The organism is Polymorphum gilvum SL003B-26A1 (assembly GCF_000192745.1).
GTDB classification, from domain to species: domain Bacteria; phylum Pseudomonadota; class Alphaproteobacteria; order Rhizobiales; family Stappiaceae; genus Polymorphum; species Polymorphum gilvum.
Window position 1 is genome coordinate 4582930 of record NC_015259.1, and the last position, 15909, is coordinate 4598838.

General features: G+C 69.8%; 16 protein-coding genes. 6 read left to right on the forward strand and 10 right to left on the reverse strand.

Going from position 1 to position 15909, the window contains the following annotated elements:
- Positions 1-18 precede the first annotated feature (18 nt).
- Positions 19-942 carry a LysR substrate-binding domain-containing protein gene (locus SL003B_RS21540; protein WP_041376383.1) on the reverse strand — a complete coding sequence of 308 codons (924 nt, stop codon included), beginning with the start codon at positions 940-942 and terminating at the stop codon, positions 19-21.
- A 163-nt stretch (positions 943-1105) separates the two neighbouring features.
- Here SL003B_RS21540 and SL003B_RS21545 point away from each other — a divergent pair, with 163 nt between their 5' ends.
- Positions 1106-2317, forward strand: coding sequence for an acyl-CoA dehydrogenase (locus tag SL003B_RS21545; RefSeq protein WP_013654986.1), 1212 nt, complete (start codon positions 1106-1108; stop codon positions 2315-2317).
- A gap of 161 nt (positions 2318-2478) precedes the next feature.
- Here the strand turns inward: SL003B_RS21545 and SL003B_RS21550 are convergent, their stop codons facing one another.
- Positions 2479-3330 (reverse strand): N-formylglutamate amidohydrolase, encoded by an 852-nt coding sequence (locus SL003B_RS21550; protein ID WP_339325433.1) that lies wholly within the window; start codon positions 3328-3330, stop codon positions 2479-2481.
- A gap of 243 nt (positions 3331-3573) precedes the next feature.
- Here SL003B_RS21550 and SL003B_RS21555 point away from each other — a divergent pair, with 243 nt between their 5' ends.
- Complete coding sequence (locus tag SL003B_RS21555; protein ID WP_013654988.1) at positions 3574-4755, forward strand: pyridoxal-phosphate-dependent aminotransferase family protein; 1182 nt, start codon at positions 3574-3576, stop codon at positions 4753-4755.
- A gap of 21 nt (positions 4756-4776) precedes the next feature.
- Here SL003B_RS21555 and rfbG read toward each other — a convergent pair whose 3' ends face one another.
- Positions 4777-5856, reverse strand: a complete 1080-nt coding sequence (gene rfbG, locus SL003B_RS21560; protein ID WP_013654989.1) for a CDP-glucose 4,6-dehydratase — start codon at positions 5854-5856, stop codon at positions 4777-4779.
- Positions 5853-6626, reverse strand: coding sequence for a glucose-1-phosphate cytidylyltransferase (gene rfbF, locus SL003B_RS21565; protein ID WP_013654990.1), 774 nt, complete (start codon positions 6624-6626; stop codon positions 5853-5855). Before rfbF ends, rfbG begins: the two co-directional genes overlap by 4 nt.
- A 140-nt stretch (positions 6627-6766) precedes the next feature.
- Here rfbF and SL003B_RS22540 point away from each other — a divergent pair, with 140 nt between their 5' ends.
- Complete coding sequence (locus tag SL003B_RS22540) at positions 6767-7630, forward strand: glycosyltransferase family 2 protein (protein WP_013654991.1); 864 nt, start codon at positions 6767-6769, stop codon at positions 7628-7630.
- On the opposite strand, the gene SL003B_RS21575 is transcribed toward SL003B_RS22540, so the two are convergent.
- The 5 genes from SL003B_RS21575 to SL003B_RS21595 all read right to left on the reverse strand — a co-directional run bounded on the left by SL003B_RS21575 (position 7614) and on the right by SL003B_RS21595 (position 11236).
- Positions 7614-8381, reverse strand: a complete 768-nt coding sequence (locus SL003B_RS21575; RefSeq protein ID WP_013654992.1) for a cephalosporin hydroxylase family protein — start codon at positions 8379-8381, stop codon at positions 7614-7616. The genes SL003B_RS22540 and SL003B_RS21575 overlap by 17 nt on opposite strands.
- Positions 8378-9199, reverse strand: coding sequence for an NAD-dependent epimerase/dehydratase family protein (locus tag SL003B_RS21580; protein ID WP_013654993.1), 822 nt, complete (start codon positions 9197-9199; stop codon positions 8378-8380). Before SL003B_RS21580 ends, SL003B_RS21575 begins: the two co-directional genes overlap by 4 nt.
- Positions 9189-9680 (reverse strand): acyltransferase, encoded by a 492-nt coding sequence (locus SL003B_RS21585; protein ID WP_013654994.1) that lies wholly within the window; start codon positions 9678-9680, stop codon positions 9189-9191. The genes SL003B_RS21580 and SL003B_RS21585 overlap by 11 nt, the downstream gene beginning before the upstream one ends.
- 137 nt (positions 9681-9817) lie before the next feature.
- Complete coding sequence (locus SL003B_RS21590) at positions 9818-10696, reverse strand: glycosyltransferase family 17 protein (RefSeq protein WP_013654995.1); 879 nt, start codon at positions 10694-10696, stop codon at positions 9818-9820.
- Positions 10697-10783: 87 nt separating this feature from the next.
- Positions 10784-11236, reverse strand: a complete 453-nt coding sequence (locus SL003B_RS21595; protein WP_013654996.1) for a methyltransferase family protein — start codon at positions 11234-11236, stop codon at positions 10784-10786.
- 155 nt (positions 11237-11391) lie between these two features.
- Here SL003B_RS21595 and SL003B_RS21600 point away from each other — a divergent pair, with 155 nt between their 5' ends.
- The 3 genes from SL003B_RS21600 to SL003B_RS21610 all read left to right on the forward strand — a co-directional run bounded on the left by SL003B_RS21600 (position 11392) and on the right by SL003B_RS21610 (position 14197).
- Complete coding sequence (locus SL003B_RS21600; RefSeq protein WP_013654997.1) at positions 11392-11802, forward strand: HIT domain-containing protein; 411 nt, start codon at positions 11392-11394, stop codon at positions 11800-11802.
- Positions 11803-11892: 90 nt separating this feature from the next.
- A complete protein-coding gene (nudC, locus tag SL003B_RS21605; protein WP_013654998.1) occupies positions 11893-12828 on the forward strand; it encodes an NAD(+) diphosphatase in 936 nt (311 codons plus the stop codon).
- Positions 12829-12970: 142 nt separating this feature from the next.
- Entirely contained in the window at positions 12971-14197 is a 1227-nt protein-coding gene (locus SL003B_RS21610; RefSeq protein ID WP_013654999.1) for a lytic murein transglycosylase, read from the forward strand.
- Between the two features lie 65 nt (positions 14198-14262).
- Here SL003B_RS21610 and SL003B_RS21615 read toward each other — a convergent pair whose 3' ends face one another.
- Positions 14263-15906, reverse strand: a complete 1644-nt coding sequence (locus tag SL003B_RS21615; protein WP_013655000.1) for an ABC transporter ATP-binding protein — start codon at positions 15904-15906, stop codon at positions 14263-14265.
- Between the last annotated feature and the right edge of the window lie 3 nt (positions 15907-15909).

Below are 15909 nucleotides of genomic sequence, written 5' to 3' on the forward strand. Positions count from 1 at the left end.
TGTCGTCCTCCGCCGCCGCTATCCCGGCAGCATGGTTTCGCGTCCGATCCGCGCCGCGCGCGCCTCCTCCAGCAGCCAGGCGCGGAAGGTGGCGACCACCGGCCGCAGCGTCCGCCGCTCCGGATAGACGAAGTGGTAGGCGGAGCGCCCCGTCAGCGATGTGTCGAACAGTCTAACCAGCTTGCCGGCGGCGAGTTCCTCCTCGACGAACAGCCGCGGCATGAGGGCCGCGCCGAGGTGATGCGCGGCGGCCTCCGCGATCATGCCGAACTGGTCGAAGCGCTGTCCCTGATAGGCAGCCTCGGTGTCGACGCCGGCCGCCTCGAACCACTGCCGCCAGGCGAGCGGCCGGGTCGCGAGCTGAAGCCGCGGCACGCGCAGCAGGTCCGCCGGCGCGCGGATCGAGTGCCGATCGCGGAACGCGCGCGAGGCGACAACGATGGAATCCTCGGGAAACAGCGGCTCGGCGATGGCGCCCGCCCACACCGGATCGCCGTGGTGGATCGCGCCGTCGAACGGCTCGGCGTCGAAGTCGAACGGCCGCAGGCGGACGCTGAGGTTGAGCCCGGCGCTCGGGTAGCGGCGCAGGAATTCGGCCAGCCGCGGCGCCAGCCAGCGCGTGCCGAAGGTCGGCAGCACGGCGAGGTTCAGCACGTCGGCGCTGCCGGCGAAAGACATCACCTGGCGGGTCGCGTCGGAGATCTGCGCCAGCGCGCCGCGCACCTCGTGCAGGTAGAGCCGGCCGGCGTCGGTCAAGACGATGCGCTGGCGCACCCGGCGGAACAATTCGACGCCGAGCCGCTCCTCCAACTGGCGCACCTGCTTGGACACGGCGCCCTGGGTCAGGTGCAGTTCCTCGGCCGCGCGGGTGAAGCTGGCGTGCCGGGCGGCGCTCTCGAAGGCCAGCAGCGCCTCCGCCGGCGGAAGGAAGGCTCGTTTCATGATCGCGAAAACTCGGCGGTTGTCCTCGAAGGTCATTCCGTGATGGAATGAACTTGAGAAAACATATCCCTTTTCCGCGCGCCCGTCAGCCGGCACACTCTCGCCACGTTCGACCGCCCGGGCCGCACCCGGCGCCGGCGTCACCCGAGACCAGGAGGAACCCATGAGCGCTCATGCCAAATCGTCCCCCGCCGGCGGCGGCACCTTCGACTGGGAAGACCCGTTCCTGCTGCGCGAGCAGCTGACCGAGGACGAGCTTCTGATCATGGAGACGGCGCGCTCCTACGCCCAGGACAAGCTGATGCCGCGCGTCCTGGAGGCCTACCGCGAGGAGAAGACCGACCGCGCCATCTTCGCCGAGATGGGCGAACTCGGCCTGCTCGGCGTCACCCTGCCGGAGGACTACGGCTGCGCTGGCGCGTCCTATGTCGCCTATGGCCTCGTCGCCCGCGAGATCGAGCGCGTCGACAGCGGCTACCGCTCGATGAACTCGGTGCAGTCCTCGCTGGTCATGTATCCGATCTACGCCTACGGCTCGGAGGAACAGCGCAAGAAGTATCTGCCCAGGCTCGCCAGCGGCGAGTTCGTCGGCTGCTTCGGCCTGACCGAGCCGGACGCCGGCTCCGACCCGGCCGGCATGCGCACCCGCGCCGAGAAGATCGACGGCGGCTACCGGCTCAAGGGGTCCAAAATGTGGATCTCCAACTCGCCGATCGCCGATGTCTTCGTCGTCTGGGCGAAGTCCGAGGCCCATGACGGCGCCATCCGCGGCTTCGTGCTCGAAAAGGGCATGAAGGGTCTGTCGGCGCCCAAGATCGGCGGCAAGCTTTCCTTGCGCGCCTCGATCACCGGCGAGATCGTCATGGACGGCGTCGAGGTGTCAGAGGACGCGCTGCTGCCCAACGTCTCGGGCCTCAAGGGTCCATTCGGCTGCCTCAACCGCGCCCGCTACGGGATTTCCTGGGGCGCCATGGGCGCGGCCGAGGACTGCTGGCACCGCGCCCGCCAGTACGGCCTCGACCGCAAGCAGTTCGGCCGCCCGCTGGCCCAGACCCAGCTGTTCCAGAAGAAGCTCGCCGACATGCAGACCGAGATCGCCCTCGGCCTGCAGGCCTCGCTGCGCGTCGGCCGGCTGTTCGACGAGGGCAAGGTCGCGCCCGAGATGATCTCCATCGTCAAGCGCAACAATTGCGGCAAGGCGCTCGACGTCGCCCGCCAAGCGCGCGACATGCACGGAGGCAACGGCATCCAGGAGGAATACCACGTCATGCGCCACGCGCAGAACCTGGAGACGGTCAACACCTACGAGGGCACCCACGACGTCCACGCCCTCATCCTCGGCCGCGCCCAGACCAACCTGCAGGCGTTTTTCTGATGCCGTCCGGCGGGGCGGGTGCATGACGCACCCGTCCCGCTGCAGGGCAGGGACATCCGCCGTCAGAGGCGCTGCGGCTCGCCCTCTCGCCTTGACGCGACGTGTCTGTGCAGGAGGCAGCGGCAGGGCGGTACCGGATCGTCCGGCCTTGCGAGCGGTCTTCAGCGGATCATCATGTCCGGCAGCGGCCCCAGCAGCTCGCGCGCCGGTGCCGCCGCCTCGCCGCGGGCCCAGCCGATCAGCGCGAGCAGGGTCTGGCGCAGGGCGGCCTTGAGGCGGCGCGCCTTCTCCTTGTCGGGCTCGAACGGTGGCGTCTCGTGCTTCAGGTAGGCGCGCTGGGCGATGGTCAGCGCCGCGGCATGGATGCCTTCCTGCGGCCGGCCGTAGCTGCGCACGATCCAGCCGCCGGGAAACAGGTCGTTCTCGGCGTGGCTGGCGCCGGGCAGGTCGTGGCCGGTGTCGGCGAGGATCGCGGCCACGTCCTCGTGGCAGCTCCGGCCGTGCCGGGTGCCAACGGTGAACAGCGGCAGCTCACCGTCGAACACGCCCTTGATGCGCGAGCGCATCGACTGCGCGTCGAGCACGACGATGCGCCGGTGCATGGCGCGCAGCCGCGCGACCTGCTGCGCCAGGGCGTCGTGATAGGGGGCGTGGAACAGGCGGCGGCGTTCCTCGATCTCGACCGGGCCGGGATCCTCCTCGGGCTGGTACAGCCGCTTACCGTCCAGCGTCTCCAGCGCGCACAGTGCCGGCGCCAGGCCGCCGTCCGGCGCGGATGCCGAGGCGGGGTCGGCGTCGACGTCGATGACCAGCGGCGACACCGGCGTGCGCACCACGGTCACGTCCATGTCGGCGGCGAATTCGAACAGGCTGTCGACGTGCCAGGCGAGGTCGGTCTGCAGGCGCCCGGTCGCGGTCATCCGCCGCTCGATCGCGGGCGGAATCCGGCTACCCGAGTGGGGGATCGACAACAGCAGGGGCGCAGTCCGCTCTTGAACCACAATCATCCGCATCAGCCCATGATAACGCAACGGCAGTGTTGTCCGGTCCGGCGCCGCTGGCAAGGGCCGCAGGGCGCCGCAGCCGAATCGCACGATTGCACCGCACAGTGCCCGCCCCGGCGCCGGCCGGCCACCGGCCGTGCGGGCGAATCCCCAGGAAAGCGCCGACGGGACGCATTGTCGGCGCCGGTTGCGGGCGATATAGATCGGCTCGACGCCCCGCCCGCCGATCGCCTCTCCGAAAGGTCGCTCTTCATGACGCTGCGCAACGGCAAGGAATTCCTGATGATCCCCGGTCCGACCAACGTGCCGGACGAGGTGCTGCGCGCCATGCACCGGCCCGCGGTCGACATCTACGAGGGGCCGCTGGTGCGCACCACCGACGAATGCCTCGACGGCCTGCGCCGGCTGTTCCGCACCGCCGGCCGCCCCTACATCTACGCCGCCAACGGCCACGGCGCCTGGGATGCGGCGTTGACCAACACCCTGTCGCGCGGCGACACGGTGCTGGTGCTGGAATCGGGGCGCTTCGCGGTCGGCTGGGGCGAGGCCGCCACCCTCGCCGGCCTCGACGTCGAGGTGCTGCCCGGTGACTGGCGCCGGCCGGTCGATCCGGCCGCCGTCGAGCGCCGGCTGAAGGCGGACGCCGCCGGCGCCATCAAGGCCATCCTGGTCGTGCAGGTCGACACCGCCTCGGGCGCGCTCAACGACATCGCCGCCATCCGCGCCGCCATCGACGCCGCCGGCCACGGCGCCCTCCTGATGGTCGACACCATCGCCTCGCTCGGCTGCGTGCCGTTCGAGATGGACGCCTGGGGCGTCGACCTCGCCCTCACCGGTTCCCAGAAGGGCCTGATGACGCCGCCGGGCCTGTCCTTCGTCGCCGCCGGCGAACGCGCGCTGGCCGCGCACCGCACGGCGGACCTGCGCATCAGCTACATGGACTGGACCTTCCGCGACGGTCCCGAACACTACCAGAAATACTGCGGCACGCCGCCCGAGCACCTGCTGTTCGGCTTCCGCAAGGCGATCGAACTGATCGACGCTGAGGGCCTTGCCAACGTCTGGCGCCGCCACGCGCTGCTGGCCGAAGCGACACGCCGCGCCGTCGCGGTCTGGGCGCAGGCGGGCGCTCTCGACTTCAACATCGTCGAGCCGTCGGCGCGCGCCGACAGCGTCACCGTGATCCGTTTCGACGGTGCCGATCCGGCGCCCTTGCGCGCCTTCGCCAGGGAGGTTTGCGGCGTCACCGTCGGCGGCACCATCGGCGCGCTGTCGGGCCAAGGCATCCGCATCGGCCACATGGGCCACGTCAACGCGGTCATGCTGCTCGGCACCCTGTCGGCGCTCGAACTCGGCCTGAAGACGCTCGGCATTCCCTACGGCGCCGGCGGCGTGCAGGCGGCCATCGACCACCTGGCCGGCGCGCTCGGCTAGCGGGGAGGGGGTGGCGGGGCGTCACCCCGCCGTGAAGGCGTCGATCTGGTCGAGGGTGGCGGCGAGCGCGTCGCCGGTTTCGGCCACGCGCCGGTACCAGTCGGCGGTCCAGACCACGGCGTCCCGCTGGCCGAGCGAACAGCGCCAGCCGAGTATGCGCAGCGCCTCTGCCGGATCGAGCATCAGCGTCTTCATCTCGATCGAGCGTTCGGGGCGCTCGACGCGCACGTCGGCGCGGGTGCCGTAGCCCGCGTAGAACAGCTCGACCACCTCGCCGACGGGCAGCATGTCGGAAGCCTCGGGGCCGAAGTTGAGCGCCCGCGGCGCCGCGCCGACGCCGGCGCCGGCAAGGTGCTCGGCATAGAGCAGGTAGCCGCTCAGGCAGTCGAGCACGTGCTGCCAGGGGCGCACGGCCTCCGGATGGCGCAGCACCAGCGGCGTGCCGGCCTCGAGCGCACGCACGCAGTCGGGGATGATGCGGTCCTCGGCCGCGTCGCCACCGCCGATGACGTTGCCGGCGCGCGCCGTCGCCAGGCGTACGCCGCGCGGGCGGAAATAGGTCATGTCGAAGGAATGGGCGACGTGCTCGGTCGCCGCCTTCGAGCCGGAATAGGGATCGTGGCCGCCGAGCGCGGCGTCCTCGCCGAAGGCCTCGCCACGGTCGCTGTTGGCATAGACCTTGTCGGAGGTCACGGCCAGCACGACCGACAGGTCGCGCGCGCCGCGCAGGGCGTCGAGCAGGTTGGCGGTGCCCATGACGTTGGAGGAGAAGGTCAGCAGCGGATCGGCGACCGAGCGGCGCACCAGCGGCTGGGCGGCCATGTGTAGCACGATCTGTGGATCGGCGTCGGCGACGAAGGTGCCGAGGATGGCGCGGTCGCGGATGTCGCAGAACCAGGACCGGCAGCGCGCGGCCATGTCGACGCGCGCAAACAGCGCCCTGTCGCTCTCCGGCGGCAGCGAGATGCCGGTCACCTCGGCGCCCATCCGCGCCAGCCAGAGCGTCGCCCAGGCGCCCTTGAAGCCGGAATGGCCGGTGACCAGCACGCGTTTGCCGGCCCAGAAGGCGGGATCGGGCCGGGCAACGCGCGCGCCGGTCATGCCCAGACCTTCCAGGGCGCCGTGCCGCGGGCCCACAGGTCCTCCAGCACGCGGCGGTCGCGCAGCGTGTCCATGGCGTGCCAGAAGCCGGAATGGCGATAGGCGCACAGCTGGCCGTCGCGGGCGAGCCCCTCAAGCGGCGCGGCCTCCCAATGGCTGGCGTCGCCGTCGATGCGGTCGATCACGGCCGGGTTCAGCACGAAGAAGCCGCCGTTGATGAAGGCGTTGTCGCCCGGCGGCTTCTCGGTGAACTTGCGCACCCGGTCGCCGTCGAGGTCGAGCGCGCCGTAGCGGCCGGGCGGGATCACCGCCGACAGGGTGGCGTCCTTGCCGTGCGCCGTGTGGAAGGCGATCAGCCGGCGGATGTCGATGTCGGCGACGCCGTCGCCATAGGTCAGGCAGAACGGCGCGTCGGCGTCGAGATAGGAGCGCACGCGCTTCAGCCGTCCGCCGGTCATGGTGTCCTGGCCGGTGTCGACCAGCGTCACCTTCCACGGCTCGGCCTTGGAATTGAGGTGGGTGATGGTGTTGTCCGACAGGTCGATGGTCAGGTCGGACGAATGCAGGAAGTAGTTGTAGAAATATTCCTTGATGTAATAGCCCTTGTAGCCGAGGCAGACGATGAAGTCGGTGACGCCGTGGTGGGCGTAGATCTTCATGATGTGCCAGAGGATCGGCATGCCGCCGATCTCGACCATCGGCTTGGGCTTTAGATCGGTCTCCTCGGACAGCCTGGTGCCGAGGCCACCGGCCAGGATGACAGCCTTCACGTCGTTCTCCCATGCGCCAGCGCGTTCGCTCGGGTGCCAGCTTTAGTCAATTCCGCGCCCGGAAAGAAGCCTTGTTTTTCGCCCCCGTTATCCCGTAAGTCCATGCGCGCACGCACCCAAGCGGACAGGATGGCAAAGCAATGGCTAAGGTTCAGGTCGCCCTGCCGGTGTACAACGGCTCGACCTATCTGCGACAGGCGCTCGAAAGCCTGGAGGCCCAGACCTACCGCGACTTCGAGGTAATCGTCTACAACAACGCCTCGAAGGACGCTTCCGGCGAGATCGCCGAGGAGTTCGCCGCGCGCAACGCCCATTTCCGCGTCGTGCACCGGCCGCAGACCGTGCCGCTGCTCGACAATTTCCTCGGCACCTTCGAGAACGCCGACTGCGACTACCTGGTCTGGCGCGCCCACGACGACTATTCCGACCCGACCTTCCTGGAGGTGCTGGCCGGCGCGCTCGACGCCCGGCCGGACGCGGCACTGGCCGCGCCGACGGTGATCACCCACAAGCGCAAGCGCGACATCGTGCGCAGGATGCCGCGCGTGCTGCCGGGCAAGGCGCTGGAGCCGGCGTCGCTGCTGGTCGGCTCGCATGCGAGCTGGATCTACGGCATGTTCCGCCCGCGCGACCTGGAGCGCTGCTACCGCGCCGCGCTGGCCAATCTCGACGCCCTGTGGGCGATCGACCACGCCACCATGCTGCCGCTGATCCTCGACCGGCGGGTGGTGCTGGCTCCGGCTGCGGTGTTCCACCAGCAGATCCTGGAGGATCCGATCAAGTGGCGCATGGCGCAGCCATCGCACGCGGAGAAGAAGCAGATCTTCCGCCAGTATCTCGCCTACGGCAACCGGCTGATCGGCGAGCGCGACTTCACCGGCGCGCAGCGGCTGCTGCTGCGGGCGGTGTTCCTGCGCCACGTCAGCAAGCGGACCTTCCGGATCCACCGCCTGCTGCGCGCGGAGCTCGCCGAGCGGCTCGGCCTGGTCAGCGCAGGCGCTTGACGAAGGCGCTCGGCCAGTAGGTGACGCGCTCGCGCACGACGCCCTCGTTGAACGGCCATTCCGGCTCGACGATGGCGAAGTCCGGGTTCTCCTTGACGAACTCGATCGCCGCCGCCTTGGGGTTGGACACCGGCCAGTCGGGCTTGGTGCGCGGACCGCCGGCGACCAGTTCCATGATGCCGTCGGCGGCGATGATGTAGCAGCCGGGGGTGACCATCGGGCCGTAGGCGCGCAGCTCCTCGAGCACATGCGGCTTGGTGTGGTTGGAATCCAGCATCACCATGACCTTCTCGCCCGGCTTGATCATCGAGCGGACCTTCTCGACGGTGGCCGGGTCGATCGACGAGCCGTCGACGATCTCGATGTAGTCGCGCAGCGGATGCTCGTCGATGGCCTTGCGGTTGTGCGGGCGCAGCTCGATCTCGACGCCGATGGCGCGGCCCTTGCCGATCGCCTTGAACAGCGAGGCGTAGAACACCAGCGAGCCGCCGTGGGCGACGCCGGTCTCGATCAGCACGTCCGGCTTGTGCTCCCAAATCACCTCCTGCAGGCGGATCATGTCTTCCGGCAGCTGGATGATCGGCCGACCGAACCAGGAGAAGGCGTAGATGTACTTGACGTCCCAGCTGGCGCGCAGCCACGCCCTGGACATCAGCTCGAAGGCCTCGGGCGTCTCGAGGGGAAAGCGCCGTTCGGTGCCGTCCTTCAGCTTCTCGGCAACGTAGCCTTCCTCATCGTCGAAGATAATCATGTCTGTACCCTTTTCTGTGCCGCCTCGAGCAGCTCCGGGACGGCGGCAAGCAGCCCCCGCGTCGGGCGGGGAAATTCCCGCATGAGCCGCGCGATGTCAATTTGCGGGAAGGAGATTTCGGGCGCGCCGTCCTGATAGGCGATATCGATGCCGCAGGCGGCGAGCGCATCGCCGATGGCGCGGTTGGAGACGTTGCGTCCGAAGGCGAGGTTGTAGAGCCGCTCGCGCCCCGACAGGGCGATCCGCGGCAGCAGTTCGGCGACATCGGCGACGTGGACGTAGTCCTTGGCCGAGGCCGGCGCCGAGCGGAACACGAGCCGGCCGGTCGCCGCCGCCTCGCGCATGACATCGGAGACGAACAGCTCGGAGTCGTTTTCCGGGCCGAACACGTTGGACAGGCGCACGACGCGCACGGCCGGATCGTCGAGCGACAGGCACAGGCATTCGGCCGTCGCCTTGGTCAGGTTGTAGATCGCGTCGGCGGTGGCCGGGCGGGCGAGGATCGGCGTCTCCTCGGCGGTGGCGCCGGCGCCCTGGTAGAGCCGCGTCGAGGACAGGTAGAGGAAGGACTCGAAGCGGTAGGACCGCAGCGCCTCGTAGGCGCGCAGGGTCTGGGTCTCGACCGTCTCGAACGGCCGGCCGCGGAACTGGGCGGTCATGCCGACGGTGAACAGCACGTGGCCGAGCGCCTCGCCGGGCTTCGGCCAGCTGTCGCGGCCGACGGCGCGCACCTCGTGGCCGAGCGCGCCGAGATGGGCGACCAGGCGGGCGCCGACGAAGCCTGCGGCGCCGAAGACGGTGAAGGGGCTAGCGGCCACGGGTGCCGACCCTGCGCAGCGGATTGCCGGCGTAGATGCCGAAGGGCTCGAGCGTGCCGCGCACCAGCGAGCCGGCACCGACGACGCAGCCGTCGCCGATCACCGCGCCGTCGAGCACGACGCTGTTGGCGCCGATCCACACGTCGCGGCCGATGACGATGCCGCCGCGGCTCGGCTTGAAGCCCTGCAGGCGGATCGGCGTGGCGGGATCGGCAAATTCGTGGTTTGTCGGCGCCAGGGTGCAGTTGGCGGCGATCAGCGTGTCGTCGCCGATCCGCACGCCGTTGCCGGTGTAGATGGTGGTGCCGGAATTGAGATAGACATGGGCGCCGATGATCACCTCGCCGCTGCCGCCGGCCGGCTTGATCTTGACGAAGGAATCGATCACCGCGCCGGGGCCGATCTCGATGCGGGTGCCGCGCACGGACCGCTCCAGGTCGGCCAGCGGCGACACGTTCGCGGTGGGATCGATGAGCAGCACGGGCAAGCGTCCTGTGGTTCGGCCCCGGCCCGCCCGGGGCCAGTGGCGGCAGTGGTCGCGGCAGTGTTAGTCGATCGGCCGGGCGCGGTCCAGAGCGCAGATCCCCCGAGGTCAAGCCCACGGTCAGGCGCCCGCGGTCAGGCTTCGGCGTCGGGCACGAAATGGGCGCGCCAGGGTCCGGGATCGTCGCGCAGGGTCCTGGGCAGCTGCGACCAGTCCTCGACCACGGCAAGCCCCATCTCGCCCTCGAAGATGAAACGGCGCTGCTTCAGCATGGTCTCCAGGTAGTCGAGGTCGAGAAGCTCGTCTCGCAGCACTTCCGTGTGGCTGTAGGACAGGAGCTTGCGGCGGATCGCCTCGGCGCCGCCGAGGAAGGTGAAATGCCAGGCGCCGCGCCGGACGATGCGGTTGTCGAGAAACGCGCCGAACTTGGCGCGGATGCGCAGGGCGACGACCAGGCGGCCGAGCGCGCCCGACGATTTCTTGCGCCAGACCGGCTTGAAACGGCGCAGCACCTCGGGCGAGGCGAGACGCCGGCGCGCGATCAGGCGCGGGCCGATCAGGCTGGTGTAGACCGGGTCGGTGCGCAGGTTCAGGAAATAGAGGAAAAATTCCGGCTCGAAGGTGGTCACCGCCGCGACGCTCGTCGGATCCTCGGCGGCGCGCCGGAGCGCCTCGGGCTTGGGGATCTCGTCGACGTCGCCGACCAGCACCAGGTCGTCGGGGCGGGCAGCGCCGAGCCCGCGCAGGATGGCGTTGCGCTGGAACGCCTCGCGGTCCCAGGCCGAGGCGCCCTCGCCCGGCATGTCGCGCACGACGACATGCTCGATCTTGTCCAGGAAGGGCGCGAAGCGCGCCTTGTTGTCGGAGAAATGCAGCGGCTTGGGATGACCGGTGAAGGTGCGGTCGGCCTCCACCAGCACGAAGCGGTGGACGACCGGCGCCAGCTCGCGCAGGCGCAGTTCGAGCACGTCAAGCTCGTTGAAGAAGGTGAAGCCGTCGAATACCGGTCGCACGCGCGTCTCTCCGGGGCGGGCGCCGCGAGGCCCGCCGGTCCCGGCGCCCTGATAGCGCGTCGGCGGGGCGCTCGACAAGGGCCGCGCTCAGATCCAGCGGCGGACCTTGCGCCTGTAGGCGCGATAGGGTTCGCCGAACTTCGCCTCCAGCGCCGCCTCCTCCGGCTTGATCTGCAGTTCGGTGACGGCGACGACGAACAGCGGCACGATCGCCGCGGCGAGGCCGTGGCCGAGCCACACCGCCCAGCCGGACAGCACCAGCAGCAGGCCGAGATACATCGGGTTGCGGGTGAAGCGGTAGAGGCCGGTGGCGACCAGCATGCGCGCCTTCGCCGGGCGCAGCGGGTTGACCGTGGTGCGCGACCGCAGGAAGGCGACGACCGCGGTCAGATCGATGGCGAGGCCGAGGGCGGCGAGCCCCACCGCCAGCGCGACCTGGCCGGGAAAGGTGACGGCGAGGCCTGGAAAGGCGCGCGCGGCCAGCGCCATGGCGACGGCGAACAGGAACGCCTGCAGCGGCGGCGGCACGAGAAGGCGCATGGGCAGGCTCCGGCGGCTCGGATCGGTCTTGCAGTCTACGCCGGACGGCGGCGGTCTGCCACCGGTGTCGCCGCCGGATCGCCCCCTCGCCAAGCGCGCCCGCGCCGGTGTAGGGTCGAAGCACACGACACCCGAGCGACACCCGGACGCCGATCATGATCCAGTTCGACCTCAATCCGCGCCTGGAAGGCGACAGCCTGCCGGTCGCCGACCTGGCGCTGTGCGCGCTGCGGCTGATGAAGGACGCCAACTATCCCTGGCTGCTGCTGATCCCGCGCCAACCCGACCTGATCGAGATCCTCGACCTTGCGCCGGCCGACCGGCTGGTGCTGATGGAGGAGATCGCGGCAGCCGCCGAGGCGCTCAAGGGCGCCACCGGCTGCGACAAGCTCAACATCGCCGCCCTCGGCAACCAGGTGTCCCAGCTCCACGTCCATGTCATCGCCCGCTTCCAGGGCGACGCCGCCTGGCCCGATCCGGTCTGGGGCCGGGAGCCGCCGGCCGCCTATGCCGACGGCGACCGCGAGCGGCTGGTCGCGGCGGTGCGCGAGCGCCTGGGGTGTTGAAGCCGCCCCCGAGGCAATGCTACCCACGCAGGCAGCGCCGGTGACGGCGGCCGGCAGGGCCGGCCGGATCGGCGGACGGGAGACCTGGACATGGCGGCGGATGCGATCGTGACGGCGGGCGGGGACATGAGCTTCGTCGTCAACCCGCTCGACCGCTGTTCGGAGCGGCGCGGCGACGCCGACTGGCTCGCCGGCCTGCTGGCGCGCCCGGACGCCGCCTTCGTCGTCTCGACCGCCGGCAGGATCGTGCTTGATGTTGCCGGCGCGCCGAGCGTGCGCCACGCCCGCGCCCGCGCCGACGCGCTCGGCTTCGACCCGGCCGAGGCGATCCTGCTCGGCCTGGAGGACGGCCGGCCGCTGTTTGCCTGCGCCAGCCCTCTGCCCGACGTCGCCGTCGAGGCCGTCGCCGGGCTGGAACTGATCGACCTGCGCACCCTGGCGCTGCGCGGCGTGCTGCCGCCTGCAGACCTCGGCGCCCTGGCGCAGACCCGGGCGCTGGTCCACTGGCATCTGTCGCACCGCTTCTGCTCCGCCTGCGGCCAGCCGAGCGTGATGCGCGAGGCCGGCTACCGGCGCGACTGCCCGTCCTGCGCCGCCCAGCACTTCCCGCGCACCGACCCGGTCGTCATCATGCTGATCACCGATGGCGACAAGGTCCTGCTCGGCCGGCCGCCGCGGCTGGCCGAGGGCATCTTCACCACGCTCGCCGGCTTCATGGAGCCGGGCGAGACGATCGAGGACGCCGTGCGCCGCGAGACCTACGAGGAGGCGCGTATCCGGGTCGGCCGGGTCGATCTCGTCGCCAACCAGCCCTGGCCGTTCCCGGCCAACCTGATGCTCGGCTGCCGGGGCGAGGCGCTCGACCGCGACATCGTCATCGGCCAGGACGAGTTGGAGGCCTGCCGCTGGTGCTCGCGCGACGAGGTGCGCCAGATGATGGCCGGCAGCCATCCTCTCGGCCACCGCATCCCGCCGCCGATCTCGATCGCCCATCACCTGATCGCGACCTGGGTGGCGGAGGGCTGACGCGCGGGAGGTCGCGGCCGCCACCGTGTAACAGGGGTCCGGCAGGGGTCCGGCACGAAGTCGGAGGGAAGTAGGATAGAGTCCGGACGGTTTCGGGACGGGGTGGCCGCGGACGGAAAACGGGCTGCAGGAGGCACGCACCATGAGGATAACCGGCAAGGGCAAAGCTGCGATGCGCCGCGCGATCCTGCTGCTTGCGCTGGCCGTTTCGGCTCCGGTCCAGGCCGGGCCGTATGATAGCGCGTTCCAGGAGTTTCTGAACCGCAAGGTCGTTCCGGAGGCGAAACGGGCTGGCGTGTCCGACGCCGTGCTCGCCCGCGAACTGGCCGGCCTGACCCCGGCCACCGACCTGCCGGGCCTCGGCCGGCCGGACCGGCCGGAGGCGCCGCCGGAGATCAATTTCCAGGCCGAATTCCGTCCGCCGGCGGGATATTTCAGCGATAGCCAGTTCGATGCGCTCGTCGCCGGCGGTCGCAGGCTCTTGGCGACGCACGAGAAAACGCTCGATGCCATCGAGCGGCGCTACGGCGTGCCGCGGCGGATAATTCTCGCCGTCTGGGCGCGCGAATCAGGCTACGGCGCGGCCAGGATTCCCCACGACGCCGTCCGAGTGCTCGCCACCCGGGCCTTCATGGGCTCCCAGAGACGTGCGTTCTTTTTCTCGGAACTCATTGATTCACTTAAGATCCTCCAGACAGGCGAGATCCCGCGCGCGCGCCTCAAAAGTTCCTGGGGCGGCGCCATGGGCCAGCCCCAGTTCCTGCCCTCGTCCTACCTGAAATATGCCGTCGACTTCGACGGCGACGGCCGCCGCGACATCTGGGACTCGCCCTCCGACACCATGGCCTCGATTGCCCATTACTTGCAGCGCCACGGCTGGGTGAGCGGGCGCGACTGGGGCTACGAGGTGATCGTGCCGGCGGGGATATCCTGTTCGCGCGAGGGTCCGGACCGCCGCCAGCCGTTTGCCGACTTCGTCCGCGAGGGCATCGTGCGCGTTCGGGAAAAGCCCTTTCCCGCCCACGAGTTGCCGTTGCCGGGCAACATCCTGATGCCGGCCGGGCGCTACGGCCCGGCGTTCCTGGCGACCGAGAATTTCTACGTGCTGAAGGCGTATAACGAGTCCGACGTCTATGCCCTGTTCGTCGGCCATCTCGCCGACCGCTACGGCAACAACACCGGCTTCGTCGCGCCCTGGAGGCCGGTCAAGCACGTCTCCCGCGGCGCGGTCCGCGACCTGCAGCTGCGCCTGGAGCGGGCCGGCCACGACGTCGGCGGCGCCGACGGCCTGATCGGCTTCAAGACCCGCCGCTCGATCGGCAGGGCGCAGGAGGCCGCCGGCCTGCCGGCCACCTGCTGGATCGATTAACGGACCACCAAGGCCTTGAAAACAAGGAGGATCGGTGAAGGCAAAGCAGCGGCGGGAGCCGGCCGCTATTCGCTGACCACACCCTCCGGCGCGGTTTCCAGCCGAAACGCCGCAGCCATCAGTGCCTGGGTGTAGTCGGTCTTCGGCCGGTCGAACACTTCGGCTGCCAGGCCGGCCTCGACCACCTTGCCGTTGCGCATGACGATGACGTCGTTGGCGAGCGCGCGCACGACCTTCAGGTCGTGCGAGATGAACAGGTAGGCGAGGCCGTGGCGTTTCTGAAGATCGCGAAGCAGATCAACGACTTGTGCCTGCACGCTCATGTCCAGCGCCGAGGTCGGCTCGTCCAGCATGACGAATTTCGGCTCCAGCACCAGGGCGCGCGCGATGGAGATGCGCTGGCGCTGGCCGCCGGAGAATTCGTGCGGATAGCGGAACCGGGTGGTGGCGTCGAGGCCGACTTCCTCCAGCGCCATGGCCACCCGGCGGTCCCGTTCCGCCTCCGAAATGGTCGGGAAATGCACCTTCAGCCCCTCGCCGACGATATCCGCCACCGACATCCTCGGGCTCAAGGCGCCGAACGGATCCTGGAACACGATCTGCATGTCCGCGCGCAGCGGCCGCATGTCCTTCCAGGAATAGGCGTCGATCTCAGTGCCCTTGAAAGAGATGCGCCCGGTGGAGGAGATCATGCGCAGGATGGCGAGTCCGAGCGTGGTCTTGCCGGATCCGCTTTCCCCAACGATGCCAAGGGTTTGGCCCTCGCGCACGGTGACGTCGACGCCGTCCACCGCCTTGATGTGGTCGACCGTCCGGCGCAGCAGGCCGCGCTTGATCGGGAACCAGACCTTGAGGTCGCGCGCCTCGACGACGATCGGTTTGGTCTCGTCATGCACCGGCGGCGTGCCCTTCGGCTCGGCGGCCAGCAGGTGCTGCGTGTAGGGATGCTGCGGCCGGTCGAAGATATCCGCCACCGGCCCCTGCTCGACGATCCTGCCGTCGGTCATCACGCAGACCCGGTCGGCGATCTTGCGCACGATGCCGAGGTCATGCGTGATGAACAGCATGGCCATGCCGCGCTGGTTCTGCAAGTCCTTGAGAAGCTTCAGGATCTGGGCCTGGACGGTGACGTCCAGCGCCGTCGTCGGTTCGTCGGCGATCAGCAGGTCCGGCTCGTTGGCGAGCGTCATGGCGATCATGACGCGCTGGCGCTGGCCGCCGGACAGCTGGTGCGGATAGGAGGCGAGCCGCGTCCCTGGCTCGCGGATGCCGACCTGGGTCAGCAGCTCGAGCACCCGCTCGCGCGCCTTGGTATCGCTCATGCCCCTGTGAACCTTGAGGATTTCGGCGATCTGGCGCTCCACCGAGTGCAGCGGGTTGAGCGAGGTCATCGGCTCCTGGAAGATCATCGAGATCTCGTTGCCGCGCACCGCGCGCATCTCCCGGTCGCTCGCGCCGAGCAGTTCCGTGCCCTTAAAATGGATGGCGCCGGAGGGGTGCGAGGCCGCCGGATAGGGCAGCAGGCGCAGGATCGAGAGCGCCGACACCGACTTGCCGGAGCCGGATTCGCCAACCAACGCAACGGTTTCGCCGGCATGAATGTCGAACGAGACGCGGTCGACGGCCAGGTTGGTCTCCGCCCCCTGGCGGAAGGCGACGGACAGGTCGGAGACGGAAAGGAGGGGCGACGGGCCGGATCCGACGGTCATTCA

Excerpts from the sequence above, each read along its gene's own strand:
- SL003B_RS21555 (WP_013654988.1), top strand. The coding sequence starts at position 3,574 with ATGACGCTGCGCAACGGCAAGGAATTCCTGATGATCCCCGGTCCGACC.
- SL003B_RS21615 (WP_013655000.1), bottom strand. The coding sequence starts at position 15,906 with ATGACCGTCGGATCCGGCCCGTCGCCCCTCCTTTCCGTCTCCGACCTG.
- nudC (WP_013654998.1), top strand. The coding sequence starts at position 11,893 with ATGGCGGCGGATGCGATCGTGACGGCGGGCGGGGACATGAGCTTCGTC.
- SL003B_RS21550 (WP_339325433.1), bottom strand. The coding sequence starts at position 3,330 with ATGCGGATGATTGTGGTTCAAGAGCGGACTGCGCCCCTGCTGTTGTCG.
- SL003B_RS21610 (WP_013654999.1), top strand. The coding sequence starts at position 12,971 with ATGAGGATAACCGGCAAGGGCAAAGCTGCGATGCGCCGCGCGATCCTG.
- SL003B_RS21575 (WP_013654992.1), bottom strand. The coding sequence starts at position 8,381 with ATGATTATCTTCGACGATGAGGAAGGCTACGTTGCCGAGAAGCTGAAG.
- SL003B_RS22540 (WP_013654991.1), top strand. The coding sequence starts at position 6,767 with ATGGCTAAGGTTCAGGTCGCCCTGCCGGTGTACAACGGCTCGACCTAT.
- rfbG (WP_013654989.1), bottom strand. The coding sequence starts at position 5,856 with ATGACCGGCGCGCGCGTTGCCCGGCCCGATCCCGCCTTCTGGGCCGGC.
- SL003B_RS21545 (WP_013654986.1), top strand. The coding sequence starts at position 1,106 with ATGAGCGCTCATGCCAAATCGTCCCCCGCCGGCGGCGGCACCTTCGAC.
- SL003B_RS21600 (WP_013654997.1), top strand. The coding sequence starts at position 11,392 with ATGATCCAGTTCGACCTCAATCCGCGCCTGGAAGGCGACAGCCTGCCG.
- SL003B_RS21595 (WP_013654996.1), bottom strand. The coding sequence starts at position 11,236 with ATGCGCCTTCTCGTGCCGCCGCCGCTGCAGGCGTTCCTGTTCGCCGTC.
- SL003B_RS21540 (WP_041376383.1), bottom strand. The coding sequence starts at position 942 with ATGAAACGAGCCTTCCTTCCGCCGGCGGAGGCGCTGCTGGCCTTCGAG.